We start from the raw sequence: 26,466 nt of genomic DNA, 5'->3' as shown, positions 1-26,466 counted from the left end.
AATTGATGAGAATATTAATAGCGGTAGTACTATTTTTGCTACTAATTGTATTTCACGAGTTTGGTCACTTCCTTGTGGCCAAGCTTTCTGGAATCAAGGTAAATGAGTTTGCAGTGGGCATGGGGCCCCTTATTTTTTCTAAAGAAAAGGGAGAGACCCTTTATTCTTTAAGGCTAATCCCAATTGGCGGCTACTGTGCCATGGAAGGTGAGGATGAAGAATCGCCAGACCCTAGATCTTTTGATAGGGCACCAGCTTCTAAGAGATTTCTTACAATCCTAGCTGGCCCTGTAGCTAACCTTATTATAGCTATCCTAGTCTTTATGACTGTGGGCCTTATGGCAGGGATAATTACTACTTCAATAGGGGATTTCACAGAAAATTCACCAGCTAAAGAAGCAGGCATGGAAGTAGGAGATCAGATAAGAAAAGTTGGAGATAAGGATATCAAAGATTTTACTGATATTTCCGCAGGAATTGCTGAATTTTATAAGGATAAGGATTATGATAAGCCTATCACAGTTCAGTATTATAGGGAAAGTTCAGATAGTCTTACAGCTGTAGATTTGAAGGTAGAAGTCAAAGATGATTCTGCCTATATTGGTATAATGCCAGCAAGAAAGAGGCCAGGATTTTTTGAAGCGATAGGCCTTGGTTTTAGTGAAACTTGGAAAAATATCAAGATGATTTTTACAGTTCTTGGTAGACTATTTACAGGAAAAATTGCCCTAGGAGCCCTATCAGGTCCAATTGGAGTCCTAAAGGAAATGGGCAACCAAGCCAATAACGGCCTTGCCAATCTCTTATACTTTTTAGGTTATATTTCTGTTAACCTAGCAGTTTTTAACCTACTTCCAATACCAGCCCTTGACGGGTCAAAGCTTTTGACAAGTGGGATAGAGATATTGACAGGCAAGAAAATAAACAAAAAAATCGAAGAGAGAATCACCATAGTTGGATTTATCCTCCTAATGGGACTTATAATTTTGGTAAGCATAAAAGATATAATTAATTTATTTTAAAAGGAAGGCAAAATGAGAAGACAAACTAGGAAAATTTTTGTAGGAGATGTTGCTATTGGAGGCGACTCTCCTATTTCTATCCAATCAATGACAACAGCAAAAACATCCGATGTAGATGCAGTAGTAAAGCAAATCAGGGCCCTTGAGGCTGAAGGATGCGATATATCTCGCTCAGCCATCAATACCATAGAAGATGCTAAGGCCATCAGAAAAATTAAGGAAGCAACAAATATTCCTTTTGTAGCAGATATACAATTTGATTACAAGCTTGCTCTAGCAGCTGTAGAAAATGGCTGTGATTGCCTAAGATATAATCCAGGCAATATTGGAGGTAAGGATAAGGTAGCTCTTTTAGTTGAAGAATGCAAGAAACGCTCAATCCCAATAAGGATTGGGGTAAACTCAGGTTCTGTTTCAAGAGAAATTGTCGATCGCTTTGGGGGAGTTAATAAGGATTCCCTTGTGGCAAGTGCCCTTGAAGAGGTTAAAATCCTTGAAGAGATGGATTTCCACGATATAAAAATATCTGTAAAATCATCTGATGTAAATACCATGATAGATGCCTATAGGCTCTTATCTTCAAAGGTTGACTACCCACTTCACCTAGGAGTAACAGAGGCAGGACCTCTTTATCAAGCCCTTGTCAAATCATCAATTGGTATAGGTTCTTTATTAAAAGATGGGATTGGCGATACGCTTAGGGTTTCAATCACAGGTGATATTGTAGAAGAAGTTAAGGCTGGCAAGGCAATTCTTAAGGCCCTAGGCCTAAGGCGAGATGGGCTTGATATAGTATCTTGTCCAACTTGCTCAAGAACTACCGTAGACCTTCCAAATATTGTTGCAGAAGTTGAAGAAAAATCAAAGGGCCTTAAGGTAAATGCTAAGGTTGCAATCATGGGTTGTCCAGTAAATGGACCTGGAGAATCAAAGGAAGCTGACTATGGAATTTCTGCAGCAAATGGCATGGGATTCTTGTTTAAAGATGGAAAGACCATCAAGAAAGTAAAGGAAGAAGAAATAGTCGATACCCTAATAGAAGTTTTGAAAGAAAAGCAAGATGAGAATTGACCTGGGCTCTTTAATAAAAGTTGAAAAAGAAATTTTTTATATAATTGAAGCGACCTATTACAAAAAAGAAAATAGGCTCCACCTTTTGATAGAAAGCGAAGACCCACTTTTAAGCAACAAAGAGGAAGACCTAAGAGAATATTTTTCTGACATGGACCTTTCTATAAGCTATAAAAAAATAGAGATAGAAGAGCCCCATGAATTAGAAAATATAAATGAAGATCTTCCTGAAAATTTAGGGGATAATTACGATTCGTTTGCGGATGATTTTGAAGAAGAAATTGACTATATGGATATACCTCCTGATGAAGACTTAAAGCCTAGTAAGGATGATGTGACAAGTGATGATTTTCAAAATATTGACCGAGGACCTGAAAAAGTAGAAAATGAGCCTTGCAAGTCAAATAAGGAAGAAAGTTTTTCTCAAGAAGAAAAAACTGAAACGGAAGAAATTCCTCAAAAGGAAGAAAATCCTAATGAACAAGACTCGGCAGAAGACCTAAAAAAAGCTAAGGAAGCCAAGCTCCAAAGGCAAATTGCCAATGCAATTTCTATCCAAAACTCGGCCAAGGAAAAAATCCAAAATCAAAAGCCAGCAGAGGATGGTCTAAATTTTGGTAGAAAACAAAAGTTAGATCCTATAAATATAGAAGATCTCTATGATAAAAAGGGCATGGCAAATGGCCTAATAGGAAGGATCTTTGGTCTTTCATGCTTTGAGACTAAAAATGGATATTTCATCTACACCTTTGACCTTGAAGATAAGACTGATGCTATATCTTGTAAGATTTTTGCCAATAAAAATAACAATTATAAGCTAGAAGGCCTTAAGGATGGGATGGCAGTCCAGGTTGAAGGAACTCTTAACTTTGATGACTTTGCCAAGGAAGATGTCTTTACCATTAATTCTGTAAGGGAGGCTCTGATTGGTAAGAAAGTTGACCTAGCAGCTGACAAGCGTTTTGAGCTCCAGCTTCACACCAAATATACCAACCTCGATGGTTTTGTGGATGATGGAGACCTTTTAGGCACTCTTACAGACTGGGGCTGGGATACAATAGGTATAACCGATACAGAAAATCTCCAAGTCCTACCAAATATCTATGACAAGTATAAATCAAAAGGTATCAAGGTTTTGCCAGGTGCAGAGCTTTTGATGGTAGAAGATGATCTTAGGATTCTTACGAATTTATCAGAAAAGGATCCGGCAGATTTTAAAAAGCTTGAAGAAGGATCCTTCGTAGTCTTTGATATCGAGACAACAGGTCTTTTAAGATATAGGGATGCCATTACAGAGATTGGTGCAGTTAGGGTTGAAAATGGAGAAATAACCGAGACTTACAACCAGCTAATAAACCCTGAAAGGATGTTACCTGAAAAAATTATAGAGATAACAGGCATAACAGATGCCATGCTTGCCGATAAGCCAAAGATAGATGAGGTCTTGCCAGGATTTTTAGAATTTTGTGGGGATGCAATCCTAGTTGGTCAAAATACTGACTTTGATGTTGGATTTATTAGGGTCAATGCCCAAAGATTAGGACTTAAATTTGACCCAGTCTACCTAGACACCTTGCCAATGGCTAGGGCACTTTTTGATGATATGGGCAAGTTCTCCCTAGATAAAATAGCTAGAAAGCTTGAAATCCCAGCTTTTAACCACCACAGGGCAAGCGATGATGCTAGGGCTACAGCCCAAATTTTTATCAAGATGTTTGAGATGATTACTAAAGAAGAGGGCATAAGCCTTCTAAATATCAATTCTCTAACGACTAATTATCCAAAGGCCAAGCACAAAACCTATTCAGTCTTAGCCTATGCCAAGGATAAGATAGGTCTTAAAAATCTCTACCAACTAATTTCAGAATCAAGGATGAACCATATAGCAAATGGTGAAGCGAGGACTCCTTTATCTACGATACTAAAATATAGGGAGGGCCTAATTTTAGGCTCTGGTGGATCTGAAGGAATCCTTGTCGATTATCTAATAAATCAAAGGTCTGACAGGGATATAGAAAAATATCTAGGGCTCTTTGATTTCTACCAGGTTGAACCCCTATCTATCTATGAAGACATGATAGAAAGTGGGAAAATAGATACCAAAGACCAGGTAAGGTCCATAAATGAAAAGATAATTGCCTATGGAAATCGCGATAAAAAGCTTGTAGCAGCAACCGGTGGGGTAAGATACCTAAATCCAAGGGACTATAAGCTTAGAAATATCCTAAAGAAGGGTTCCTTCTTCTTCTATAAGGAAAATCGTCCCCTATATTATCTAAGAACTACAGATGAGATGCTTAGGGAATTTGCTTATTTGGGTGATAAAATTTCTTATGACCTTGTCATCGCAAATCCTAAAAAAATTGCAGATCAGATTGAAGATTTAAGGCCAATTCCACCTGGCACCTTCCCTCCAAAAATCGAGGGGTCTGAAGAGATGCTTAGGGAAACTTGTTTTAGAAAGGCCCATTCAATCTATGGAGACAAGCTACCAGAAATTGTCGAGGCAAGGCTTGAAAAAGAGCTTAACTCCATTATTTCAAATGGATATGCGGTCCTTTATATCATAGCCCAAAAGCTAGTTAAAAAATCTAATGACGATGGCTACCTTGTAGGATCTAGGGGATCGGTTGGTTCATCATTTGCAGCAACCATGGCTGATATCACAGAGGTAAATCCACTTTGCCCTCACTATGTGTGCCCAAATTGCAAGCACTCAGAGTTTTTCCCAGAAGACCTCTTGGGTTCTGGTATAGATTATCCAGATAAAGCTTGTCCAGAATGCGGGGCAGAGATGAAAAAAGATGGGCACAACATACCTTTTGAGGTATTTTTGGGTTTTGAAGGAGATAAGGAACCAGATATAGACTTAAACTTCGCTGGTGAATACCAACCTACAATCCACAAATATACCGAAGAGCTCTTTGGTAGGGGCCATGTATTTAGGGCAGGAACAATTGGCAAAATCCAGGACAATACAGCCTTTGGCTATATCAAAAAATACATGGAAGAAAATAACCTAAACCTAACCAATGCTCAGATTAGAAGCTTTCAGAGGGGGCTAAAGGATGTCAAAAGGTCAACTGGCCAGCACCCGGGCGGCCTTATAGTTGTGCCAAATGATATAGATGTTTTTGATATAACCCCAATCCAGTATCCAGCAGACGATCCGAGGGGAGATATAAGGACCACCCACTTCCCATATTCAGTAATGGAAGAAACCCTCCTTAAGCTTGACCTTCTAGGTCACGATGTGCCTTCAATTATAAGGGCCCTCCAGGATTTAACAGATACAGATCCTTTAAATATAAAGATGGATGATAGTAATGTCATGAAGATATTTTCATCTACAGAGCCTCTTAAGATTAAGCACGACTTTTCAAATAATGACATAGGAACTCTTGGCATACCTGAGTTTGGAACAAACTTTGTAAGGGGCATGTTAAAGGATACCTATCCTAAGAAATTTTCAGAGATGGCTAGGATTTCTGGTCTCTCCCACGGAACAGACGTGTGGCTTAACAATGCCCAAGACCTTGTAAAATCAAATACCGCATCCTTTGACGAAATAATTTCAACTAGGGATGATATCATGAATGCCTTAATCACTGAAGGCCTTGATAAGAAAAAATCCTTCCAAATCATGGAAAGGGTCCGTAAGGGCAAGGGCCTTGATGACGAGACTATTGCCTATATGAAGGAAAATGGGGTCAAGGATTGGTATGTGGAATCTTGCCTAAAGATAAAATATCTTTTCCCAAAGGCCCACGCCGTTGCCTATTGTCTGATGTCTTATAGGATAGCCTACTACAAGGTTTATTACCCAGAAGCCTTTTATGCTTCATATTTTAATTCCAAGCTAAATGACTTCTCCTATTCGACAATCCTATCTGGCTTTGATGCTGTAAGGTTAGCTCTTGATTCCTACAAGGATAGGTTTGACCTTACCCAAAGGGACAATGCCATAAAGACAGTCTTAGAAGTAGCTGAAGAGATGCATGCTAGGGAGATAAAAATCAAAAAGGCTGATATCTACAAGTCAGATGCTAGGAAGTTCTTGATAGAAGATGGGGCAATTCTACCACCACTTGCGGCAGTGGATGATGTAAGTGAAGCCATGGCAAAGGACATAGTAGAAGAGCGTGAAAAGGGCAATTTTATATCAATAGAAGATCTAAGGTCTAGAACTTGCCTAAATAAAAACGCCATCAAAAGCCTAAAAGACTTGGGAATCATAGATGGTATCCAAGAAGAAAATCAAATGAGCCTATTTGATGGCTTGTTCTAAAATAAAAAAGCTGACCCCAAAACTATTTTAGGGCCAGCTTTTTTATTTATTCTATATGGTAAAAGATAAAAGATATCTCAAGGCCAGGCTTTTTATTTTCAATAAGAAAAGCACCGTCATGCAATTCGGCGATTTGTTTTGAAATAAAAATCCCCAAACCATGTTTGGTTATATTGGTCAAATCTTCCTCATTAATTCTCCTAATAAGGTCATAAGAAATACCGCTACCTTGATCACTTATTGTAATAATCAGCTTACCATCAGGATTTGTGAGCCTGACAAGAATCTCCCCTTCTGTATAAGAAAGTGAATTTTTTAGGATATTTTCAAGCATTCTATAAAATAAATTCTCATCCATTCTTATTTTTAAATCGCTCACTTCTAGCTTATTTTCAAAAATAATTTCCCTATCAGGATTCTCATTTAGCTTATCGACAATTACTTTTCTAATAATTTTGACAGGATTTTTAGACTTAAAGTCTTTTTTGTCAATATTTGAAAGGGACATGGTAAGGTTTAGGCCTTCTAGGATATTTGAAATTTTTAGGACTTGGTCTTGGATATTTTGGATATCGAGGTCATTTTTATTGTTTTTGCTAACTTCCCAGGAAATCTTAGCAAGAGGAGTTCTTACATCGTGGCTAAGACCCCTAATCCACTTGCCTTGAGCAATTTTTAGATTGTTGAACTTTTCATTAGCCTTGTTTACAGAAACAGCAAGATCTTTCAAGTCTCCATATTCATCTAGCCTTTCAAAATCATCTTCGTAGAGCCTATCAAGAGCCTTTTGAAAGGGGAGGGTATTTTTTAAGATATTTTTGATATCAATCATATAAAAAATATAGACAAGGGCTAAAAACAAAATTACAAATCCTATAAAGAGTTTTACATTAAATATTAGGTTCTTATAATTGTAATAATTAAAGGGAAACTTGTCTAAGGAATTTTTAGGATAGGCAAAAATTATCAGCCCATCGTCTAGGATGTAGGTAAATACGGGATAATCAGCTAGATAATATCTTGTAAAGCCTGCCACATCAGTGATTTCAAATTTATCCTTGACTTCCTTTGGCTTGGAAAAAGATTCTATGACCTTCCCATACTTATTTATTCTTATAGCCCAAATATCATTTTCTTTAAGGAATTCCTTATTTGTATCATTAAGGTAGGTCCTAGTTTTATTAGTTTCTACATAAGAAAAAACATCGTTAGGATTTGGGTATTTATTGTTAAGCCTGTAGTTTAGGTAGAGGAAGGTCATAAATAAAAATATTAGGAAAAATAGCAAGACCAATATTCTGATTACAATTTTCTTAAATCTTTTTAAAATATAGTCAAACATCTAATCCTCTTTAACAAGCTTATAACCAAGGCCTTTTATGGTTATCAAAATCTTTGGCTCTCTAGGATTATCCTCAAGCTTTTCCCTTAGCCTATAGATGTGGGTTATTAGAGTGTTTTCATAACCATAGGAATCTTCCCAAATATGATCTAAAATCCTATCTATAGAGACAATCATATTTATATTTTCAGATAAATAGGCTAGGATTTTGTATTGGGTGGCTGTAAGGGCGATTTCCTCGCCATTTTTGATGAGGACACCCTTGGACATATCAAAAATTACCTTGCCTAAATTTATTTTATCAACAGATTTAACTTTTTTACTTCTTCTTAAGATAGCATCTACTCTCCAAAGGAGCTCTTCAGGGAAGAAGGGCTTGACTAGATAGTCATCGGCTTTATTTTCAAAGCCTTCTTTTCTGTCATCAAGGCCATCTAGGGCAGATAAAATTATAACAGCCATGTCTGAAGTCTTTCTAATTTCCCTTAACAAATCAAAACCACTCCCATCTGGAAGCATCAAGTCTAAAACAACCAGGTCAATTTTTAAATTTGAAATTTTAAATCTAGCTTCCTTTAAGTTTTTGGCAGTATAAACTTTTTTAAATCCCTTATCCTTCAAAAAATTATATAAATTTTCTAGTAAGGTCTTTTCATCATCAACCACTAATATTGAAAAATTACTCCTTATATCCATCTAAGCCTCCTTGTTATCCTTATTATACACCAGACTCGAGCTTTATTTGCTTTTGTGATGTAAAAGTGACCTAACTAAAACTTTATCTTTATCAGGTCTTGGTATTATGGTTTTAGGAGGAATGATTATGAAAAAAATACTTGAAGTTAAAAATTTACAAAAATCATATAACAATAAAAAGGTCTTAGATATCGACTCTTTAGAAATTGAAGAAGGTGCAATTTATGGCCTAATAGGAAAAAATGGAGCAGGAAAATCTACTTTAATGAAGAGTATCTTGGGTCTTGTCAAAAAAGATGGAGGCCTTGTTAAGGTTTTTGGTCAGGAAGTAAATCCTAAGAACCAAAAAGATTTAAACAAAAATCTAGGTGCTTTAATCGAAAATCCATCCTTTTATGACCACCTAACAGGCTATGAAAATCTTGAAATAATATGTAAGCTTAAGGGGATAAAAATAGAGGAAATCCCAAAAACCTTAGCTATGGTTGGCCTTAATAATGTAGGCAAAAAGAAAGCAAGAGAATATTCACTTGGTATGAAGCAAAGACTAGGCATTGCTATGGCCTTAATCGGAAGCCCTAAGCTTTTAATCCTTGATGAGCCGATAAATGGTCTTGACCCTCAAGGAATAGAGGAGATGAGGAACTTATTTAAAAATCTTGTCAAAAACACTTCTACAAGCATCTTGATATCTTCACACATTCTTGATGAAATGGAAAAAATAGCTACTCACATAGGAATCCTGATAAATGGAAATTTGACCTATAATGGAAGCCTAGAAGATTATAGGAAGCTTCATCCACCATTTATATCCTTACTAACTTCAGATAATAAGAAGGCCCTAGGGCTTTTGGGTCTTGGTCAAGATAGGATGATGGATAAAAAAATTATTTTAGGTAAGATTTCAAATCAAGACATAGGAGATATTGTAAATTTCCTCCATGGCAAGGTTGATATTTACAGGATAGAGGAAGAAAAAGAAAGTCTTGAAAAGCTATTTATAGAAGAAAGTAGGTCATAAGATGGCAAACTTAGAAAGAAAAAAATATAAAAGGCTTGGAATAAATTTCTTGATGCTAATAGTATTTTTAGGGCAGATGTTAATAGTCCTAGGAGCAAGTTTTAATAAGTCTTTTCCTCAAAGCTCTTATCCACTGGCTTACATTTTAGACACCTATTTATTTATTTCTTTGCTGATAAATCCAATACTAATATCATCATTAGTAAAAAAAGTAATAGAGATTGAAGAAAAAAATAAGATGTGGCAAATGCAGATAATCCTTGGAGAAAAAGTTGATTCCATACTTTTTGATAAATTTAAGATTTTAGCTTTAAGGCTAGTTTTCTTACAAATAATAGAAGGACTAGTATTTTTAAGCCTAGCAAAAAGATCAGCTAATTTTAATTTTAGCGGTGACATGGCCTTAAGGTTTGTACTTGTAAACCTAACAGCCCTTATAATAAATTTATTTTTCGTAAGTTTATTTATGATTATAGAAATGAAGAGTAAAAAAGTCTACACCCTATCATTTTTATCAATAATAGGAGGCCTTACCGGCATAATAACAATGCTTAGTTCAGAAACTTTATCTTTTGTAAATCCCTTTGCCTGGATGGCAAGTCTACTAAATATTTCTTATGTAAATGAGGGAGGTAAATTTATCCAGGTATTAAATCCGATAAATTTCTATACGCTAATCATTTCCCTAATATTTCTACTAGGAAGTCTTTATTATTTAAAATCCATGAAATCTTATAGCTTATACAAGGACTAGGAGGAAAAATGTTAAAATTAGAGATTAAGAAAATAAAATTTGTAAATATCTTGCTAGTAAGCTTAATAATTCCTTTACTAGCCAATGCCTTTGGTCTTATAAATTATTTGGGGAATAAAGGTGCCTTAACTAATCAGTGGCAATCTTTGTGGACACAAGTAAGTTTGTTTTACTTTTCCTTTTTCTACATCCCCTTAATTGCAATAATAATTGCAAGCCTATGGGCAACAGAACACAAGGCGAGCCTTAAATTTATAAGGCTAAGCCCAAAGAAAAATATAGACTTTGTAATAGCTAAGTTAGGTCTAGCCTTTATCCTAGTAAGCCTTTGTCAAATATATTTCCTAGGTCTATTTTACCTTTCTGGCAAATTCATAGCAGGCTTTGCAAGTATTGACTTTAGCATATATCTTTACTATATGATCCTGTCCATACTTTTATCCCTTCCTATAATTGGGATATTTGGAGCCCTTGCTATAAGGATTAGGTCCTTTGGGATAATAGTCCTCTTATCAACTATCTTTACAATCTTTGGCTTTGCCACAGCCTTTAAGTCTTTAAAAATTGTAGGACTTAGCTTTTTGGCAATTGAAGCCAATAATTTAAGATATATCGGTATCAATGATTTGGCCTTATTAGCTCTTTTTGGCCTTGGGGAGATAATTATTTCCCTATACCTATCTGATAAATTTTTAAAATTTGAAAATAAATGATTTCAAAATAAAACTGCCCTCCTTAAGGAAATTTAGGGGGCAGTTTCATATTTTTCACAATTCTTTATCCATTAATAACTTTTAATTCCTTAACCATATCAATTTTTGAAATCTTAATCTTTTCCAGTAGTTGAACTATTATAAATATAATTAGGCTTAGAGCGATTGCTTTTATGAAGTTAGATAGGGGAATATTTACTTCTACATAGGCATCTAGTTTAGTAAGGGCATAGCTTGTCATGAGTCTAATTAAAAAGTCCATGACAGGTATCATTACGATTTCAAATAATATAAGGATTAGAAAAATAGGATTAGTATAAATAGCCGCATTTTCTTTATCTCTTATTCCAAAAACTTTAAGATAGGATATATTTGTCTTAGATTTATCTATTATTAGGCTTGTTACAAGATAAGAAATTATTAGGTAAAAAGCTAGGGAAATAAATAGCAGACTATCAAAGACTCCGCCAAAGGAATCTAGGAAATGAGTCATAAATTTATTCATTTCTTTTTTATCAATTTCGTTAACCAAGAGATTTTTGTCGATATTTAGGATTTTATCAGACCCATAGGCATTAAAATATTCCTTTTCTTGACCTATTATTTTATTTAAGTCCTCTCTTTTACCTATGATTTGGAATTTAGTATTGTTTTTTTCTATAGCTTTTACCTTTAATTTTACTTTTTTATTATTGAAGTTTTCTACAGCCTTGATTTCATCATCTATTTTTAGTTTATATACCTTAGCAAGACCATTTGAAATTATTATATCATTAGGACTAAGGTCTTTTATATTTAGGTCCTTATATTTAGAATCAGGATCTACTCCCAGACATTGGATTTTTTTCATATTAAAATCTGCTAACTCAAAACTCATCATAGAGATTTTATCGGCTTTGATGTTTGGATCAGGAGCTTTTATGATGTAAGTATGTTCGTATTTCATCGAATCCTTCACTTTTTGTGCATAATCTGTAAAGACAGGTTTAACTCCTAGAGAATAAATTAAAAGTATATTTGCTAGGCCTATTCCAAAGATTAGACTAATAATATTTGCTTTATTTGCAAGTAAAACTCTAATTCTAAACTTGTTAATGAAGGAGAACTTATCAAGTTTTATCCTCATTTTTGCTTTAGGTGATTTTATTGTATTTCTAAGAAAGTCAATAACCTTGCCTTTAAGTGCCTTTCCAATTACAAGGTAATTGATTATTAAATATATCAAAAGTGGGATAAGACTTGTAAGGAAAAATGACCTTAAGTTAAATGAAACTACAAATTTTGGCAGGTCATAGGACTTGTAATAAAGATCTGTATAGGTCTTGTATGTATGGCTATAGGCGATTAAATTACCGATAAGGGATGAGATTAAGCTAATGAAGATTGGCATTAGCATATAGTTTTTTTCTAGCTCTCGTTTTTTATAGCCTGAAGCAAGTAGGGTACCAATTATTGGAGCTTCTTCTTCAATCATACTTTTAACCTGGATTGCACTTATAAAGGCAATGGCTAAAACCAAAACTACCATAATTGCAGTCATCATAGGCACATCGCCACCCATATCTTCTATGAAATATCTAATGCAGTGATTATCATAGTTTAATAGAGCATCAATAACCATATTTTTTTGATTAACAATTTTAATGATATCTTTCTGCTTATCTCTAGCCTTAGACTTTGGTAAATTTTCTTGGTCTTTGTAGGAATATTGGTAAGAAATTTGTTTAGATAAATCTTTTAGTCCATCTTTGCAAACAAGACCTACACCAAAATAGCCTGTATCCATTACTATGTCGGAGTTATTTTTAAGAAGGGTTGAATAATCAGGAAGTGCTATAAGACCAACTATATTAAAACTTTTTCCTTCAAGTTTAACCGTATCTCCTACTTGTATTTTATTTGCCCTGGCATAGTTTGCAGAGATAGCTAATTCATTTTTATCCTTAGCCAGCCTTCCATCTAGTATAGATGGAATATTTATCCTATCTCTATTTTCAAAAACTCTTATTTTTTTATTATCAGTAGATTTGGCGTTAACATAAAAATTTTCATAAAGACTGATATTTTTAGTTTCTATTTTTGTTTTTGTATCTTCATCTAATTTTTCAAGGCATGTAAAGTTACCATCTTCGACCTTTCCATTTTCTATAAGTTTGTAATAGATTTTTTTTGTTGAATCTTGTGCTATAAAAAATGATGAAGAAAAAATTATTATAAAGCAAAGAGCAAGGAAAATCGGCAAGACTCTTGATGGGTGAAAGTAAATTTGCCTGTAGGCTCTTTTATAAATTGGGTTTTTCATTACCAGGTTACATCCTTTGCTAGAATTTTTTCATCATTTTTAAGGTAAGATTTAACCTTGCCATCGTGGATTTTTAGAATATAATCGCACATTTTGCTTATCTGAACGTTGTGGCTAGCAATAAGAATTGTTGATTTATATTCCTTGTTCATTTTTTCAATCAAATTCAAAACGTCTTTTGCACTTTCATAATCAAGGGCGCCTGTAGGCTCATCACAGATTAAAATCTGTGGACTTTTGATGAGGGCTCTAGCAATCGAGGTTCTTTGGGCCTGCCCACCTGATATTTCATTAGGATATTTGTATAATTGATCCTTTATTCCCAAATCTTCAACAAGCTTATCTATATCAAGGGGATTTTTTGCTAAATACTTGCCTAATTCAATATTTTCTAATACATTTAAGTCGCTGATTAGGTTGTAAAATTGAAAAACAAAACCTAACTTATCTCTTCTATAGGATTCCAAATCTTTCTTGGTCATATTAGAAAGGTTTTCCCCATAGATATCAACTTGGCCTGAATCAATTGTTTCAATACCACCTATAATATTAAGTAGGGTAGACTTGCCTGAGCCTGAAGGTCCTAAAATACAAATTATTTTACCATCTTCAATTTCAAGGTCAATATTTTTTAAAACGTCAATTTTCGATTGGCCTTGCCCATAACTTTTACATAAATTTTTAATTTTTATCATAAGACCTCCTTTGAATATGATAATCTTTATCATAATTATATCACCATTGGAATATCCCTACAATATGTAAATATATATTTTTTAATTAAGAATTTTTCGACTAAAAAAGCTATTAAATTTTACCATGTATATATAAACCGGAAAGGTTTATATGATAAGGCATTTAATTTAATAGCTTATTTTTCTACTTTTGATATTTGTTTTTTGATAAATTTGCCGGCAGCAGACGATATTCCAGCTGGATCATCTATTTTTATAAAATTGTTGCGATAAAGGACTTTAGCATTGTCTAGCTTATTGCCATTTATGATAGCCGCTATACTAAGGCCCTTTTTTCTTAGATAGGCCAAACTTTTTTTGGTATCATCAAGGGCAGGCTCTTCTTGGTAGGGTTTATTTAACTTAAAGCCATCGCTAATTAAAGGTTTTAGGTCTTGGGGATTGGCATCTGTTAGTATTAGGCTTAGGGTGTTTTTGATATCCTTATCTAAAATTGCCCTGTAGGCCCTAAAGATAAGGCCGTCCCTATTCCAACCCATGGCCTTAAAACGAAAGATTTTTTTCATCTCTGTTTTATCATCATAATCCTTGAGTATGGATAAAATAGTAAAGTCATTTACAGTTTGAAAGGCTATGACTCTGTTTAGGATATTATTATTTTCTAGAGATTTAGCTAAAATATAGGCTTCTATGGCAACCTCTGATTCCTTATCGAGGAGGGAGGCAGACCCATCTATTAGGAGATCTACCTTCATAGATGGATTAGCCTTGAGGGTATTTTTCATAAAAATTTTTGCCCTGTCTGTAATTTCTGCCTTGTAGGCAAGCCTTGGCACAAGCCTACCTCTTTGGCTTAGGTCTTGGTCAAGTGAGCTGGTTAGATTTAGTTTTAGCTTGATTTCCTTAGATAGGACAGAGATGGCCCTAGTATAGGATGCCTTATTAGCTTTAAATTTTAAAAGGTGTCTTGCTATGGTCTTTTTATTGAGGTCTTGGTCAAGGTCCTTGTCATTTTCGTCGATTCCCTTAGAAAAGAATAACTTTGACCTCTTGTGGCAACCTGTGCACAAATCCCTTTCAATGCCAAGTCTAATCTCTTCATCAAATATTGACTTGCCAAAAGTCTTTTTTATAAAATTTAGACTTGCCTTACGTTTTTTATTTCCATAAGCAAGGATTAGGCTAGCAAAGCCGTGAGATTTTTGTCCTTTGGCCTTAAAATCAGCTGGCATGTTTGATCTTTCAAGGCTAAGCATACCTGCATTTTCAAAAAGTGATATATTTAATGATGGAAGATTTTTAAGAATATTATTTTCCTTATATCCTAAATATTTTTCAAATAAATTTTTAACTCTAGCTTCTAGATTATCATTATTTGTATCTAATTTTAGCTTTAAAAGATTATATAGGTCCCTATCTTTTTTGGAAAGATTAGGATTTTTTATATTTAGGATCTCCTTCATTCTAATTTCTTCTAGGCGGTAGATTTGATTTTGCCTTAGGGCAAGGTTTCTCCTTTGCAAGTCATACCTATCATCTAGAAATTTTTCTGCATATGTCTTTCTAAGAGATTTTAAAACAGTCCTTTTGGATACTTCTTTATTATAGGCGAAGTCTTCTAAAATATAAATCAGGGCAAGGTCGTACTTATCCCTTTTAATATTATAGGCCCAAGAGTCAAAGAGCTTTTTAATTTCCTTATAACCTAGATATTTAATTGCAAGGCCAATTATTAAATTTAGGTAAAAGTCAGGGTTTCCATCTATATTTTCACCTATTATAAAATTGTCAAAGTCATAAGACTCTGCTCCTGCCCATTGGAGGTTGTTTATTCGGTTTTCATTTATCTCTTTGTTGTATTTATTCATTGGTCATATCTTTGTGATAAATATCATCCTTAAATCTTGCCTTTAGCAAATCTTCTATTAGACCTGCTTCATAGTCATCAAAGACCTTATTTACAAGACTTAGTCTCATAGCTTCCTTTAATTCAAGGCCTTCTTTAACTAGGTCAAGGCCATCAAACATTCCTCTTAAATCTGGAGCACTTTCAGAAATTTCGTGTGCCTCTGCCTTATCTTTTAGGTCCCTAAAAAGGTTTGCAAGATCTATAATGTAGGAATCTTTCAAATAAGGATAATGGGTTTTAATTAGGTATTTTAGGTCATCATCAGAAATTCTTGGCATCTTTATGATGACAAATCTTGATAAGAGGGCCTCATTTAGGTCGCGAGTTCCTTCGTAGCCGTAGTTCATGGTTGCTATAAAGCGAGTGGCAGGGTGTACTTTTATTAGCTTATAGCCAGGTACATCAATAATTCTTCTGTAATCTAGGACTGAGTGGAGGACTGCCATGGCTTCATTTTTTGCCATATTTATTTCATCAAGAACTGCAAAGCCTCCATGAGTACTTGCAAGACTTATAGGCCCTTCCCTAAAAATAACACTTCCTGATCTTAAGGTGTCATCTCCTATTAGGCTTGAGGCATCAAGGCTTAGGTGGAAGGAAACATTCCGCATAGGCCTATCAAAAAGATAGGCCAAATTTTCTGCAAGGACATTTTTGCCTGTGGATTTTTCACCAACAAGCAATATATTTTTACCAGAAAGTATGGCAGAAATTGCCTGGGTTAAGACCTTATTGCCCATATACCTAAATTTAGGATTAGGAAGCCTTGATTTAAGGTCATCTGCAAGAGGGTATTTGTTTTTAAAGTTTTCTATTTTTTTATTAATTTCATCCATTTTATCTCTCGATTGTGTTGATTTCATTTTTTATATAAAATTTTTTAAAAGATCCTAGGCCAAAGGCTGATATTTCAATTTCCTCATCGTCTTTTATAAAGGCATAGATATTAGGATTGACGTAAATTTCAATATTTTCATCCTCATATTTATGGTAGCTTTCAAGCTTGCCTACTTGCTTTGTGCTTACATCAAAATCTACAGTTCCAATTGTGCAGCAGGATTCCTTGCTATCTAGGTCAGGATTAATAAATAAGGCCTTAATGTCTTTTTTAGCTGCGAATTCTTTTCCTTTTTTATCTAATTTTATTTTCATAAGTCTCCTTCTTGTATAGAAAAAAGGTGGCCTAAGCCACCTTTAAATTTATCTTAGTCTAAAACTATTGATTCAATTCTAGATCTATTCTTCTTTCCACATCTTACTACAAACCATGCATAAGCAACGGTAATGACAGCTGCTATTGGATAAGCAATTGTGTAAGGTTGTCTAAATCCTATTGGGTCAGCATTGATTATAAATGAGAATACTATGAAGCAGTAGAACATACCTGGTATAAGTGTAATAAAGTAGTTTTTGTTATTATACATTAGGTAAATTGTTGCAACTGCTAGGGCAAAGATTGCTACGAATTGGTTAGTAAATCCGAAGTATCTCCAAAGAATGTTAAATCCATTAGGATTTGATTTTGCAAAGTATAGGATAGCTGATGCTGGAATAAATAGACAAGCAGCTAGACCAGCTCTTTTTGAACCATTTCTTTGGTCTATATTTAATTCTTCTGAAATTATTAGTCTTAGAGATCTAAATGCTGTATCACCTGATGTGATAGGAAGTGCGATTACACCTACTACTGCTAGTAGACCACCTATATTACCCATAAAGAATTTAGAAATATTACCAACCATGATTGTACCAGCTGTATCTAGTGGAGCTTCTCCTGTTGAGAAAAGAACCATAGCACCTGCTGCCCATATCATAGCTATAAAGCCTTCTGCTATCATTGTAGAATAGAAGGTTGCCCTTGCTTCTTTTTCACTTTTAACAGTTCTTGATACAAGGGTTACTTGTGAACCGTGGAAACCTGATAGGATACCACAAGCTACAGTAATGAAGAATGCTGGGATGAATTTTTGTCCCTTTGGATGTTGAGCTAGAAGTCCTTGACCTTCAAAGGATAGGTGAGCTGAACCTTTCATAAAGATACCGATTAAAACGCCAATAGCTGATATGATTAGGAAAGCACCAAAGATAGGGTAGATTCTGCCGATAAGCTTATCGATAGGCATTACTGTTGATAGGATATAATAAGCAAATATTACAGCATATATAATCCAAATTACAGTGCCTTCTGGTTCTTTACCAAGTACAAATTTAGCAATTAAGTCACCAGGTGTATAAACAAATACAACACCAGTTAGGAGTAAAAGAACAGCAATAACAATATTGTAGAATTTTCTAACTCCATCGCCTATGTATTTACCAACTAATTTTGGAACTTGGCTACCACCATTTCTCATTGAGATAAAGCCTGTCATGAAATCATGAACTGCACCTGCAATAACACAACCTACTGGAATAGCAATAAAGGCAATAGGTCCAAATAAGATACCTTGGATAGGTCCAAGAATAGGGCCTGTACCTGCTATGTTAAGTAAGTTGATAAGCCAGTTTTTAGCCTCACTCATTACTACAAAGTCGACACCGTCGGCTTTTTTAACTGCTGGAGTTTCTCTATCGTCAGGTTCTAGTTGACTTTCAACATATTTTGAATATAGAAATCCTCCTCCAAATAAAATTATAAGTCCAATAATAAATAATGTCATAATATCCTCCTTCATTTATTATCTTATATTTATTATAAAACATTATTTTTAAAAAAGCAATAGTCTATTGTAAAATGGACCTTACAATCATTTTCATAATAATATAGAATAATGTAATATAATTCATTAATGGTCTTATAAATTATGTATAATGAATAAATTAAAATATTGAAATCATCTTGATTTAAAGTATAATTATCTTAGTAAGAAGTGGGGCGCAAATTCCACTTTTTTTTAATGTTAGGGGGAGTGGTATGAATTTAACTGAAAAATTAAAAGAATTACTAAATGATGATATAGAAAATTTAGGCTATGAACTCGTTGATATAGAGTTTATAGGACCTAAGAATGAAAAGAGACTGATTTTCTATATATATAATGAAAGCGGCATAAACATAGACGACTGTGAAAAGGTAAGTACTTTTTTGGATGAGAAGCTAGATCAACTAGATTTAATTTCTACTTCATACTACTTAGAAGTATCCTCTCAAGACTTATCAAGGCCACTAAAGACTGACAGAGACCTGATTAGAAATATGAATGAGCTACTTAAGGTAAAACTTAAAGATGGCAGTGAGCTTATAGCCTTCACAAAAGAGGTCAATGCTGATAACATTTTATTTATAAGTCAAGATGACGAGGAAATTAAAATAGATAAGTCTGATATCAAAGAAATTAAAATTGAGATAGTATTTTAAAAGGAGAAGTTATGAACAAAGACTTTATGGCAGCCCTTGATGAGCTTTGTAAGGATAAAAATATTGAAAAAGATGTAATCCTTGAAGCCCTAGAAAAGGCGCTTGTAAAAAGTTATCAAAAGAATTATGACAATCAAGAAAATGTTGATGTAGTCATAGACCACGAAACGGGTGAGATAGGGGTATTTGCCCTAAGAGAAGTAGTTGATGAAGTAGAAGATAAGGTAAGCCAAATCAGTCTAAAAGATGCAAAAGAAGTAGACCCTACTCTTAGCATAGGTGATGTGGCCAGGATAAAACTTGTACCTAAAAACTTCGGCAGGGTTGCAGCCCAAACTGCAAGAAATATCGTAATACAAAAGATAAGAGATGCCCAAAGAGAAACCCTATTTGGAGATTATCTAGACAGAGAAAATGAGCTTATAACAGGCTCTATTCAAAGACAAGATAAATATAATGTCTATGTTAACCTCGATAAGATAGAAGGGATTGTTCCACTAAAAGAGCAAGTTCCTAATGAGGTCTATGCTCCAAATGAGAGAATGAAATTTCTTATAAAAGAAGTAAGAAACTCAGGAAAAGATCCTCAAATAGTTCTATCTAGAGCAAGCGAAAACCTAGTAGTAAGACTTTTTGAGCTAGAAGTACCTGAAATAACTGATGGTATAATAGAAATTTACTCTATAGCAAGAGAAGCTGGCTCTAGGACAAAGATGTCTGTATATTCAAATGACGAAACCATAGATGCTGTAGGAGCCTGCATTGGCTATAAGGGAGCTAGGGTAAATTCAATAGTAGAAAGTCTTCAAGGCGAAAAGATTGATATAATCAATTATTCAAAAGATGCAGAAACTTTCATATCAAATGCCCTATCACCTGCTGATATAATCAAAGTCCTAATAAATGAGAAAAATAGACAATCTCTTGTAGTAGTAGATGATAGCCAACTTTCACTTGCCATAGGCAAGGAAGGTCAAAACGCTAGACTTGCAGCAAGGCTTACAGGTTGGAAAATCGACATAAAATCAGAGTTAGAATTTGATAGCCTAAGCCAAGAAGAAATCGATGATATCTTAGGCTTAAATGATGAAGAAGAAATCATTGAAAATAATGATGAAGTAAGTGACGAGAGCCTAGCTGAATCTGCCGCAGATGCTGAAGAAGATATAGTAACAGAAGAAGCTAACACAGATTTAGAAGAATCTGATGAAGATGAGGCTGATGAGGAAGATTTTTTAGAAAATCTTGACCAGGCTGATGAAAGCCTTGAAAACTAGGCCTTATGCTAAAAACTTTATAAATGAATAATAAATATTCAATTTGAGGTTAAAAATGAAAAAAACTCGAAAGATACCACAGAGAAAATGTATAGTATGTGGTTCTCTAAAAGATAAAAAAGACCTTCTTAGAATAGTAAATAACAAAGAAGAAGGAATCTTGATAGATGAAAGTGGAAAAGTAAATGGAAGAGGCGCTTATGTATGCAAAGATGAAGCATGCCTAAAGGGCCTTAGAAAGTCTAATAAGCTAAACCAAGCCTTTAAAATGAAAATAGATGATGATATTTATGAGGAGTTAGAAGCTTATGAAGTAAAATGAGGTGATTAAATGGCTGACAAAATAAGAGTATACGAATTGGCTAAAGAAAATGGGATGGAATCAAAGGAAATGATTAAGATTTTAAACGAAGAGTTTAATCTAAATATCAAATCCCATATGTCAATGATTAGCGGAGAAGACCGCAAATTAATAAATGAATATCTTACAGAATTAAATGAAGATTCTTCAGAAGAAGCAGAAATAATTGATCAAAAGCCTAAGGCTAAGAAACCAGTTGAGAAGAAAAGGGAAAAGAAAAAGATTGACCCTAAGATGATAGCAAATGAAGACGACGAAGAAGCAAGACCAACTGGTAAGAATAGAAAAAAGAAAAATAAGAAGAGAAAATCAAAGAAAAATAATAGGCAAGAGAAAAATATGAAAGCTAAGAATGAATCAAGAATAGAAATACCAGAAACTGTAAATGTAAAAACTTTTGCAGATAAACTTGGAGAAAATCCAAATTCTGTAATAGGAAAACTTATAGGTCTTGGCATAATGGCAGGACTTAATGATCAAATAGACTTTGATACAGCAAATCTAATAGCTATGGATTTTGGCAAGGAAGTCTTTAAAGAAGAAGCTTATGATGCCCTAGAAGAGCAATCATACGACTTGGATTATGAAGATAAACCGGAAAATTTAGTGGAAAGACCACCAGTTGTATCAGTAATGGGTCACGTTGACCACGGCAAGACAAGTATACTAGATGCCATAAGAAATACATCTGTAACACGTGGAGAGGCTGGAGGAATAACCCAACATATAGGTGCTTACACCGTTGATGTAGATGGTAAGCAAATTTCCTTCCTAGATACACCAGGCCATGAAGCTTTTACAGAAATGAGAATGAGGGGAGCTCAGTCGACAGACGTAGCAATCCTAGTAGTAGCAGCAGATGATGGTGTAATGCCACAAACAATAGAAGCTATAAACCACGCTAAGGCTGCTGAGATTCCAATAATAGTAGCAATAAACAAAATAGATAAGGACACAGCAGATCAAAATAGGGTTATGCAAGGACTCATGGAACATGGCCTTGTACCTGAAGAATGGGGTGGAGATACCATCATGGTACCAGTATCAGCTCATACTGGCCAAGGTATAAAAGAACTTCTAGAAATGGTGCTTTTAGTAGCTGAAGTTAGAGAGCTTAAGGCAAATCCAAACAGGGCGGCAGTAGGCATAATAATAGAAGCAGAGCTTGATAAATCAAGAGGACCAGTAGCAACAGTTCTTGTTCAAAAAGGAACCCTTCATGCTGGAGATTATGTAGTAACAGGATCTTCATCAGGTAGGATAAGGGCAATGTTTAACTCAAAGGGTAAACCAATCAAAGAAGCTGGTCCATCAATACCTGCACAAATCCTAGGACTATCAGATGTAGCAGAAGCTGGAGATAAGATTTATGCTGTAGCTGATGAAAAAGTCGCACGTGAATATGCAGACAGGGCAGCAGAATTTAAACGTGAAGAGCGCCTAATAGCTAAGGCTAATACAAATCTAGAAGATATGTATTCAGACATAGCTGAAGGCGAACTAAAAGAGCTAAACATCATAGTTAAGACAGATGTAAAGGGTACTGTAGATGCGGTAAGCACATCCCTAACAAAACTATCAAATGAAGAAGTCAAAGTATCTGTAATAGCAGGAGCTGTAGGTGGTATAACCGAATCAGATATACTCCTTGCCCAAGCATCAAATGCTATAATCATAGGATTTAATGTAAGACCAACCCAAGGAGCCTTAGAAAGAGCAAAGGATAATAACATTGAAATTAGAACCTATAGCGTAATCTATGAAGCAATCGAAGATGTAGAAAAAGCTATAAATGGTATGCTCGAACCTGAATTTAAGGAAAATGTACTTGGTAGGGCAGAAGTAAGAGAAACCTTCAAAATACCAGGAGCAGGCACAATTGCAGGTGTAATGGTAACAAACGGCCTTGTAACAAGAAAATCTAAAATCAGACTTCTTAGAGATAATATCGTAGTATTTGATGGTGAAATCTCATCAATGAAGAGATTTAAAGATGATGCAAGTAAACTTCAAAGTGGCTATGAAGGCGGTATAGGTCTTGAAAGATTTAACGATGTTAAGGTAGGCGATGTAATGGAAGCCTACGAAATGGTTGAAGTAGAAAGAAGTTAATAGATGAATAGTAAAAGAACCGCAAGGATATCACAAGAAGTCAAAAGGGAAGTCTCTAAAATACTTAGAGATGACCTTTCTGATCCTAGACTATCAACTGAAGCAATGGTATCAATTACAGATGTAGAAGTAACAAATGACTTATCATATGCAGATGTTTATGTATCTGTTCTTGGAGATAGCAAAAATAAGGAAGATGCCATGCTGGCTCTAAACCAAGCAAAAGGCTACATCAAAATCCTAATAGGTGAGAGGATGAGATTAAGGTCCATGCCTGAATTTAGGTTTAAATTTGATGACTCAATCGAGCGTGGAGCTTATATGAATAAGCTAATTGAAGAAACAATCGCAAAGGATAAAAAAGCAAATGAAAATAGACAGGATTAGTAAAGAAAAATTAGAAGAATTTATCAAAATGGTAGATGAAGCAGAAACAATCGCTATAGCAAGCCATGTCAACCCAGATGGAGACAATCTGGGTTCAACCCTTGCCCTAAGAAGGTCCTTAGAATTATATGGCAAAGATGTTGAAGTGATCGCTATAGACACAATAGATGATTACCTACTCTTCCTACCAGAAATAGAAAATTATAAGGAAGCAAGCAGAGATTCTTATGATCTTTTCATAATAATGGACTGCTCAGAATTTGATAGGATAGGAAGTGCAACACCTATTGCTAGAGCTTCAAAGAAAACCATAGTAATAGACCACCACGTAGGCGGTAAAATCAATTGTGATTTAAACCTAATCTATGACACAGCGCCAGCAACATGCGAACTAGCTTATGAAATCATAGATAAGCTAGACCTACCAATGGATGAAACCATAGGAACATTACTATTTACAGGTCTTTGCACAGACACAGGTAGGTTTATGTATGCAAACATCAACGAATACACCTTTAATGTTGCTGGTAAGCTCATCACAGCAGGTGTAGACTATGAATATATCTACAGAAATCTTTACCAATCACAACCAGTAAAGGTAATGCAATTTCATAACGAAGTTATATCTACAGCTCAGTTTTTCGACAAAAAGGCCTTTGCTATTGCAAGCAAGGATTTAGTAGAAAAATACCATGTTCAAATGGGGGATGCTGAGTCAATTGTAAATAAACTAAGGGACCTAAAGGAAGTAGAAATATCCATGATAGTAAAAGAATATGATGATGGAGAATACAAGGTATCTTTAAGAAGTAAATTTGCCGATGTGTCAAAAGTTGCAAGAGATAATGGTGGCGGTGGCCACATAAAGGCAAGTGGATTTTCAATCTTTGATGATTCTTTAGAATCAGCAGCTGAGAAGGCTTTGGAGATATTAAAAGAAATATGAGTCTTAAGGGAATCCTTAACATAGACAAAGAAAAGGGCATATCATCAGCAAGGGTAGTGAGCCTTGTAAGGCGCGCTTTAGATATGAAAAAGGTAGGCCACACAGGTACCTTGGACCTTGAAGCAAGTGGAGTCCTTCCAATAGTAGTTGGCAAGGCAACCAGGGTATCAGACTATATGATGACCAAGGATAAGGTCTATAAGACAGACCTAATCCTTGGTATTAGGACAGATACCCTAGATGCAGCAGGAGAAGTAACAGCAAGGTCTGATAAACCAATAAATAAAGATGAATTTATAAAAGTAATGGATTCTTTTAAGGGTCAAATAGAACAAATACCACCTATGTATTCAGCTCTAAAAGTAGCTGGCAAAAAGCTTTACGACCTGGCCAGAGAAGGCATAGAAATAGAAAGAAAAATCCGTAAGGTAAAAATCTATGACATCAAGCTCTTATCCTTTGACTTTCCGAAGGCAAGTATAGAAGTTACCTGCTCAAAGGGTACTTATATAAGGACTTTGGTAGATGATATTGGAATAAGACTTGGGACTTTCGCCCATGTAGAAAACCTAGAGAGATCTAGGGTTGGCAAACTTGATATAAAAGATTCGATAAAGAGTGCAGATATTTTAGAAATTCCAAAAGAGGAACTAATCAAAAAACTAATTCCCCTAGATATAGCCCTTGACCATTTGGAAAGACTAGACATAGATAAAAAATATCTAGAAAATCTAATAAATGGGCAAAAAATCTTAACAAATAAGCAAATAGATGGGGAAATTAGGATTTATATAGACAATAATTTTATAGGCCTTGCGAAAATTGCAAGCGAAGATGGTAGAAATTTCCTAAAAATGGAGAAGGTATTTTATGAAAGATAAGATAAGAATATATGATTTAAATAGTGACTTGCCAGATCTTGAAAAAAAGGCGGTTGCCCTAGGTTATTTTGACGGAGTCCACCTGGGTCATCAAAAATTAATGGAAAAAAATATATACTTATCTAAAAAGTACGGTCTTACCCCATCTGTCTTACTCTTTAAAGAAGATGGTAAGAGGACTGTAAAAGATGAGGATAAATACCTATCAAGCCTAGAAGATAAGATTGAAATCCTATCAGAAATAGGAATAAAAACTTTCTGCCTGGTTAATTTTGACAAGACCTTTATGGAATTATCCCCTAGAGAATTTATCAAAACTGTGATAGCAGAAAAATTAAACGCAAAGGTTGTAATAGTTGGCAGTGATTACCGTTTTGGCTACAAGGCCAAGGGAACTATTGACACTCTTAGAGAATATGAAAATATCTATTCCTATAAGGCTGAAATTATTGATTTTGAACTAGAAGATGATAATAGTAAGATTTCATCAAAACATATCAGAGAGTTAGTAAAAGAAGGGGAAATTTCAAAGGCTAATAAGTATCTTGGAAGGTACTACAAGATTAGAGGGGAAGTAGTCCATGGCAAACACAGAGGCAGGACCCTAAATTTCCCAACAGCTAATTTAGAGCTTAACTTCCCTTATGTAATACCGAAAGATGGGGTCTATCTTACAAGAATACTTGTAAGAGATAAATATTATTATGCTCTTACAAATATTGGCTCAAATCCAACCTTTGAGACCAGCCAAGATAAGAAAATAGAATCTTATATCTATGATTTTAATCAGCATATATATGGGGAAAATATAAGCGTAGAATTTATAGAATTTTTCAGGCCTGATTTTAAATTTAACTCTGCTGAAGAATTAATAGAGCAGATGGATAAAGACAAGGCCCAAGGCTTAGAATATATAGAAAAACACCTAAAATAAGTTTACAAAAGAAAAATAGGGCGTATAATAGTATAGCTAGCTTTGCTGGGTATATGAAACCTCGACTAATACTCGGTAAGGCCAAATCAAATATACGGAGGAAATTATGAACGCAGAACAAAGACAAGAAATAATCAAAAACTACCAATTAGACGAAAAAGACACAGGCTCACCAGAAGTACAAATCGCTATCCTATCAAAAAGAATAGCTGACTTAACTGAGCACTTAAAAGCAAATAAAAAAGATCACTCTTCAAGACGTGGACTTTACAAGATGATTAGACGTAGAAGAGGTATGCTTACTTATCTAAGAGACAATGATATCGAAAGATATAGATCAATTGTTGAAAGACTTGGACTAAGAGGTTAATTGCTGGCGGGGATAACCCGCCTTATT

23 protein-coding genes are annotated in these 26,466 nt (G+C 34.7%); 15 read left to right on the top strand and 8 right to left on the bottom strand.

The features are described 5' to 3' along the window. Positions 1–5 precede the first annotated feature (5 nt). From rseP to NH286_RS06225, 3 genes are read left to right on the top strand one after another with little or no spacing between them, the layout of a single operon-like run. Positions 6–1,022: an RIP metalloprotease RseP gene (gene rseP, locus NH286_RS06235; protein WP_321160850.1), complete on the top strand. Its 1,017-nt coding sequence runs from the start codon at positions 6–8 to the stop codon at positions 1,020–1,022. 12 nt (positions 1,023–1,034) lie between these two features. Then, positions 1,035–2,093, top strand: coding sequence for a flavodoxin-dependent (E)-4-hydroxy-3-methylbut-2-enyl-diphosphate synthase (gene ispG / locus NH286_RS06230; RefSeq protein WP_265237640.1), 1,059 nt, complete (start codon positions 1,035–1,037; stop codon positions 2,091–2,093). Then, positions 2,083–6,381, top strand: coding sequence for a PolC-type DNA polymerase III (locus tag NH286_RS06225; RefSeq protein ID WP_265237637.1), 4,299 nt, complete (start codon positions 2,083–2,085; stop codon positions 6,379–6,381). Before ispG ends, NH286_RS06225 begins: the two co-directional genes overlap by 11 nt. Positions 6,382–6,427: 46 nt before the next feature. On the opposite strand, the gene NH286_RS06220 is transcribed toward NH286_RS06225, so the two are convergent. Beyond that, positions 6,428–7,723 carry a sensor histidine kinase gene (locus NH286_RS06220; protein ID WP_265237635.1) on the bottom strand — a complete coding sequence of 432 codons (1,296 nt, stop codon included), beginning with the start codon at positions 7,721–7,723 and terminating at the stop codon, positions 6,428–6,430. Beyond that, positions 7,724–8,419 carry a response regulator transcription factor gene (locus NH286_RS06215; RefSeq protein WP_265213048.1) on the bottom strand — a complete coding sequence of 232 codons (696 nt, stop codon included), beginning with the start codon at positions 8,417–8,419 and terminating at the stop codon, positions 7,724–7,726. It abuts the gene before it with no gap. 127 nt (positions 8,420–8,546) lie between these two features. Here NH286_RS06215 and NH286_RS06210 point away from each other — a divergent pair, with 127 nt between their 5' ends. Genes NH286_RS06210 through NH286_RS06200 form a run of 3 tightly spaced genes read left to right on the top strand, consistent with a single transcriptional unit; the run spans position 8,547 to position 10,907 of the window. Then, positions 8,547–9,440 carry an ABC transporter ATP-binding protein gene (locus tag NH286_RS06210; protein ID WP_265237634.1) on the top strand — a complete coding sequence of 298 codons (894 nt, stop codon included), beginning with the start codon at positions 8,547–8,549 and terminating at the stop codon, positions 9,438–9,440. Position 9,441: 1 nt separating this feature from the next. Beyond that, entirely contained in the window at positions 9,442–10,194 is a 753-nt protein-coding gene (locus tag NH286_RS06205) for an ABC transporter permease (RefSeq protein WP_265214560.1), read from the top strand. Between the two features lie 8 nt (positions 10,195–10,202). Then, a complete protein-coding gene (locus NH286_RS06200) occupies positions 10,203–10,907 on the top strand; it encodes an ABC transporter permease (protein ID WP_265237633.1) in 705 nt (234 codons plus the stop codon). A 64-nt stretch (positions 10,908–10,971) separates the two neighbouring features. Here NH286_RS06200 and NH286_RS06195 read toward each other — a convergent pair whose 3' ends face one another. The 6 genes from NH286_RS06195 to NH286_RS06170 form a co-directional block, all read right to left on the bottom strand. Next, the gene (locus NH286_RS06195) at positions 10,972–13,209 is read right to left on the bottom strand and encodes an FtsX-like permease family protein (protein ID WP_265237632.1); all 2,238 of its coding nucleotides are present in this window, start codon (positions 13,207–13,209) and stop codon (positions 10,972–10,974) included. Continuing rightward, positions 13,209–13,904 carry an ABC transporter ATP-binding protein gene (locus NH286_RS06190; protein WP_106459944.1) on the bottom strand — a complete coding sequence of 232 codons (696 nt, stop codon included), beginning with the start codon at positions 13,902–13,904 and terminating at the stop codon, positions 13,209–13,211. Before NH286_RS06190 ends, NH286_RS06195 begins: the two co-directional genes overlap by 1 nt. 176 nt (positions 13,905–14,080) lie before the next feature. After that, entirely contained in the window at positions 14,081–15,772 is a 1,692-nt protein-coding gene (locus NH286_RS06185; protein ID WP_265237631.1) for a vWA domain-containing protein, read from the bottom strand. Next, positions 15,765–16,649, bottom strand: coding sequence for an AAA family ATPase (locus tag NH286_RS06180; protein WP_265237630.1), 885 nt, complete (start codon positions 16,647–16,649; stop codon positions 15,765–15,767). Before NH286_RS06180 ends, NH286_RS06185 begins: the two co-directional genes overlap by 8 nt. 1 nt (position 16,650) lies before the next feature. After that, a complete protein-coding gene (locus tag NH286_RS06175) occupies positions 16,651–16,965 on the bottom strand; it encodes a hypothetical protein (protein WP_265237629.1) in 315 nt (104 codons plus the stop codon). A 53-nt stretch (positions 16,966–17,018) separates the two neighbouring features. After that, the gene (locus tag NH286_RS06170; protein WP_265214574.1) at positions 17,019–18,473 is read right to left on the bottom strand and encodes a carbon starvation protein A; all 1,455 of its coding nucleotides are present in this window, start codon (positions 18,471–18,473) and stop codon (positions 17,019–17,021) included. Between the two features lie 254 nt (positions 18,474–18,727). Here NH286_RS06170 and rimP point away from each other — a divergent pair, with 254 nt between their 5' ends. From rimP to rpsO, 9 genes are all read left to right on the top strand, one after another. After that, the gene (gene rimP / locus NH286_RS06165; RefSeq protein WP_265214576.1) at positions 18,728–19,171 is read left to right on the top strand and encodes a ribosome maturation factor RimP; all 444 of its coding nucleotides are present in this window, start codon (positions 18,728–18,730) and stop codon (positions 19,169–19,171) included. An 11-nt stretch (positions 19,172–19,182) separates the two neighbouring features. Next, positions 19,183–20,448 carry a transcription termination factor NusA gene (gene nusA, locus NH286_RS06160; RefSeq protein ID WP_265237628.1) on the top strand — a complete coding sequence of 422 codons (1,266 nt, stop codon included), beginning with the start codon at positions 19,183–19,185 and terminating at the stop codon, positions 20,446–20,448. A 55-nt stretch (positions 20,449–20,503) separates the two neighbouring features. After that, a complete protein-coding gene (rnpM, locus tag NH286_RS06155; protein ID WP_106459951.1) occupies positions 20,504–20,770 on the top strand; it encodes an RNase P modulator RnpM in 267 nt (88 codons plus the stop codon). A 9-nt stretch (positions 20,771–20,779) separates the two neighbouring features. Continuing rightward, positions 20,780–22,921, top strand: coding sequence for a translation initiation factor IF-2 (gene infB, locus NH286_RS06150; protein ID WP_265214580.1), 2,142 nt, complete (start codon positions 20,780–20,782; stop codon positions 22,919–22,921). Between the two features lie 3 nt (positions 22,922–22,924). Next, entirely contained in the window at positions 22,925–23,308 is a 384-nt protein-coding gene (rbfA, locus tag NH286_RS06145; protein ID WP_106459953.1) for a 30S ribosome-binding factor RbfA, read from the top strand. After that, positions 23,289–24,254 (top strand): DHH family phosphoesterase, encoded by a 966-nt coding sequence (locus tag NH286_RS06140; protein ID WP_265237627.1) that lies wholly within the window; start codon positions 23,289–23,291, stop codon positions 24,252–24,254. Before rbfA ends, NH286_RS06140 begins: the two co-directional genes overlap by 20 nt. Continuing rightward, positions 24,251–25,135, top strand: a complete 885-nt coding sequence (gene truB, locus NH286_RS06135) for a tRNA pseudouridine(55) synthase TruB (protein WP_265214583.1) — start codon at positions 24,251–24,253, stop codon at positions 25,133–25,135. Before NH286_RS06140 ends, truB begins: the two co-directional genes overlap by 4 nt. Next, positions 25,125–26,069: a bifunctional riboflavin kinase/FAD synthetase gene (locus NH286_RS06130; protein WP_265214585.1), complete on the top strand. Its 945-nt coding sequence runs from the start codon at positions 25,125–25,127 to the stop codon at positions 26,067–26,069. The genes truB and NH286_RS06130 overlap by 11 nt, the downstream gene beginning before the upstream one ends. A 106-nt stretch (positions 26,070–26,175) precedes the next feature. Next, positions 26,176–26,439: a 30S ribosomal protein S15 gene (rpsO, locus tag NH286_RS06125; RefSeq protein ID WP_199792137.1), complete on the top strand. Its 264-nt coding sequence runs from the start codon at positions 26,176–26,178 to the stop codon at positions 26,437–26,439. Positions 26,440–26,466: the final 27 nt, after the last annotated feature.

It is taken from the genome of Anaerococcus sp. NML200574, assembly GCF_026131665.1.
GTDB lineage: Bacteria > Bacillota > Clostridia > Tissierellales > Peptoniphilaceae > Anaerococcus > Anaerococcus kampingae.
Note: the sequence above shows the minus strand (reverse complement) of the source record. Positions and strands in the feature narration are given on the sequence as shown.

Excerpts from the sequence above, each read along its gene's own strand:
- NH286_RS06170 (WP_265214574.1), bottom strand. The coding sequence starts at position 18,473 with ATGACATTATTTATTATTGGACTTATAATTTTATTTGGAGGAGGATTT.
- NH286_RS06195 (WP_265237632.1), bottom strand. The coding sequence starts at position 13,209 with ATGAAAAACCCAATTTATAAAAGAGCCTACAGGCAAATTTACTTTCAC.
- NH286_RS06130 (WP_265214585.1), top strand. The coding sequence starts at position 25,125 with ATGAAAGATAAGATAAGAATATATGATTTAAATAGTGACTTGCCAGAT.
- NH286_RS06210 (WP_265237634.1), top strand. The coding sequence starts at position 8,547 with ATGAAAAAAATACTTGAAGTTAAAAATTTACAAAAATCATATAACAAT.
- NH286_RS06205 (WP_265214560.1), top strand. The coding sequence starts at position 9,442 with ATGGCAAACTTAGAAAGAAAAAAATATAAAAGGCTTGGAATAAATTTC.
- infB (WP_265214580.1), top strand. The coding sequence starts at position 20,780 with ATGGCTGACAAAATAAGAGTATACGAATTGGCTAAAGAAAATGGGATG.
- NH286_RS06140 (WP_265237627.1), top strand. The coding sequence starts at position 23,289 with ATGAAAATAGACAGGATTAGTAAAGAAAAATTAGAAGAATTTATCAAA.
- NH286_RS06185 (WP_265237631.1), bottom strand. The coding sequence starts at position 15,772 with ATGAATAAATACAACAAAGAGATAAATGAAAACCGAATAAACAACCTC.
- nusA (WP_265237628.1), top strand. The coding sequence starts at position 19,183 with ATGAACAAAGACTTTATGGCAGCCCTTGATGAGCTTTGTAAGGATAAA.
- NH286_RS06225 (WP_265237637.1), top strand. The coding sequence starts at position 2,083 with ATGAGAATTGACCTGGGCTCTTTAATAAAAGTTGAAAAAGAAATTTTT.
- NH286_RS06220 (WP_265237635.1), bottom strand. The coding sequence starts at position 7,723 with ATGTTTGACTATATTTTAAAAAGATTTAAGAAAATTGTAATCAGAATA.
- NH286_RS06175 (WP_265237629.1), bottom strand. The coding sequence starts at position 16,965 with ATGAAAATAAAATTAGATAAAAAAGGAAAAGAATTCGCAGCTAAAAAA.
- rnpM (WP_106459951.1), top strand. The coding sequence starts at position 20,504 with ATGAAAAAAACTCGAAAGATACCACAGAGAAAATGTATAGTATGTGGT.
- NH286_RS06215 (WP_265213048.1), bottom strand. The coding sequence starts at position 8,419 with ATGGATATAAGGAGTAATTTTTCAATATTAGTGGTTGATGATGAAAAG.
- rseP (WP_321160850.1), top strand. The coding sequence starts at position 6 with ATGAGAATATTAATAGCGGTAGTACTATTTTTGCTACTAATTGTATTT.
- rimP (WP_265214576.1), top strand. The coding sequence starts at position 18,728 with ATGAATTTAACTGAAAAATTAAAAGAATTACTAAATGATGATATAGAA.
- NH286_RS06180 (WP_265237630.1), bottom strand. The coding sequence starts at position 16,649 with ATGGATGAAATTAATAAAAAAATAGAAAACTTTAAAAACAAATACCCT.
- ispG (WP_265237640.1), top strand. The coding sequence starts at position 1,035 with ATGAGAAGACAAACTAGGAAAATTTTTGTAGGAGATGTTGCTATTGGA.
- NH286_RS06200 (WP_265237633.1), top strand. The coding sequence starts at position 10,203 with ATGTTAAAATTAGAGATTAAGAAAATAAAATTTGTAAATATCTTGCTA.
- NH286_RS06190 (WP_106459944.1), bottom strand. The coding sequence starts at position 13,904 with ATGATAAAAATTAAAAATTTATGTAAAAGTTATGGGCAAGGCCAATCG.
- truB (WP_265214583.1), top strand. The coding sequence starts at position 24,251 with ATGAGTCTTAAGGGAATCCTTAACATAGACAAAGAAAAGGGCATATCA.
- rbfA (WP_106459953.1), top strand. The coding sequence starts at position 22,925 with ATGAATAGTAAAAGAACCGCAAGGATATCACAAGAAGTCAAAAGGGAA.
- rpsO (WP_199792137.1), top strand. The coding sequence starts at position 26,176 with ATGAACGCAGAACAAAGACAAGAAATAATCAAAAACTACCAATTAGAC.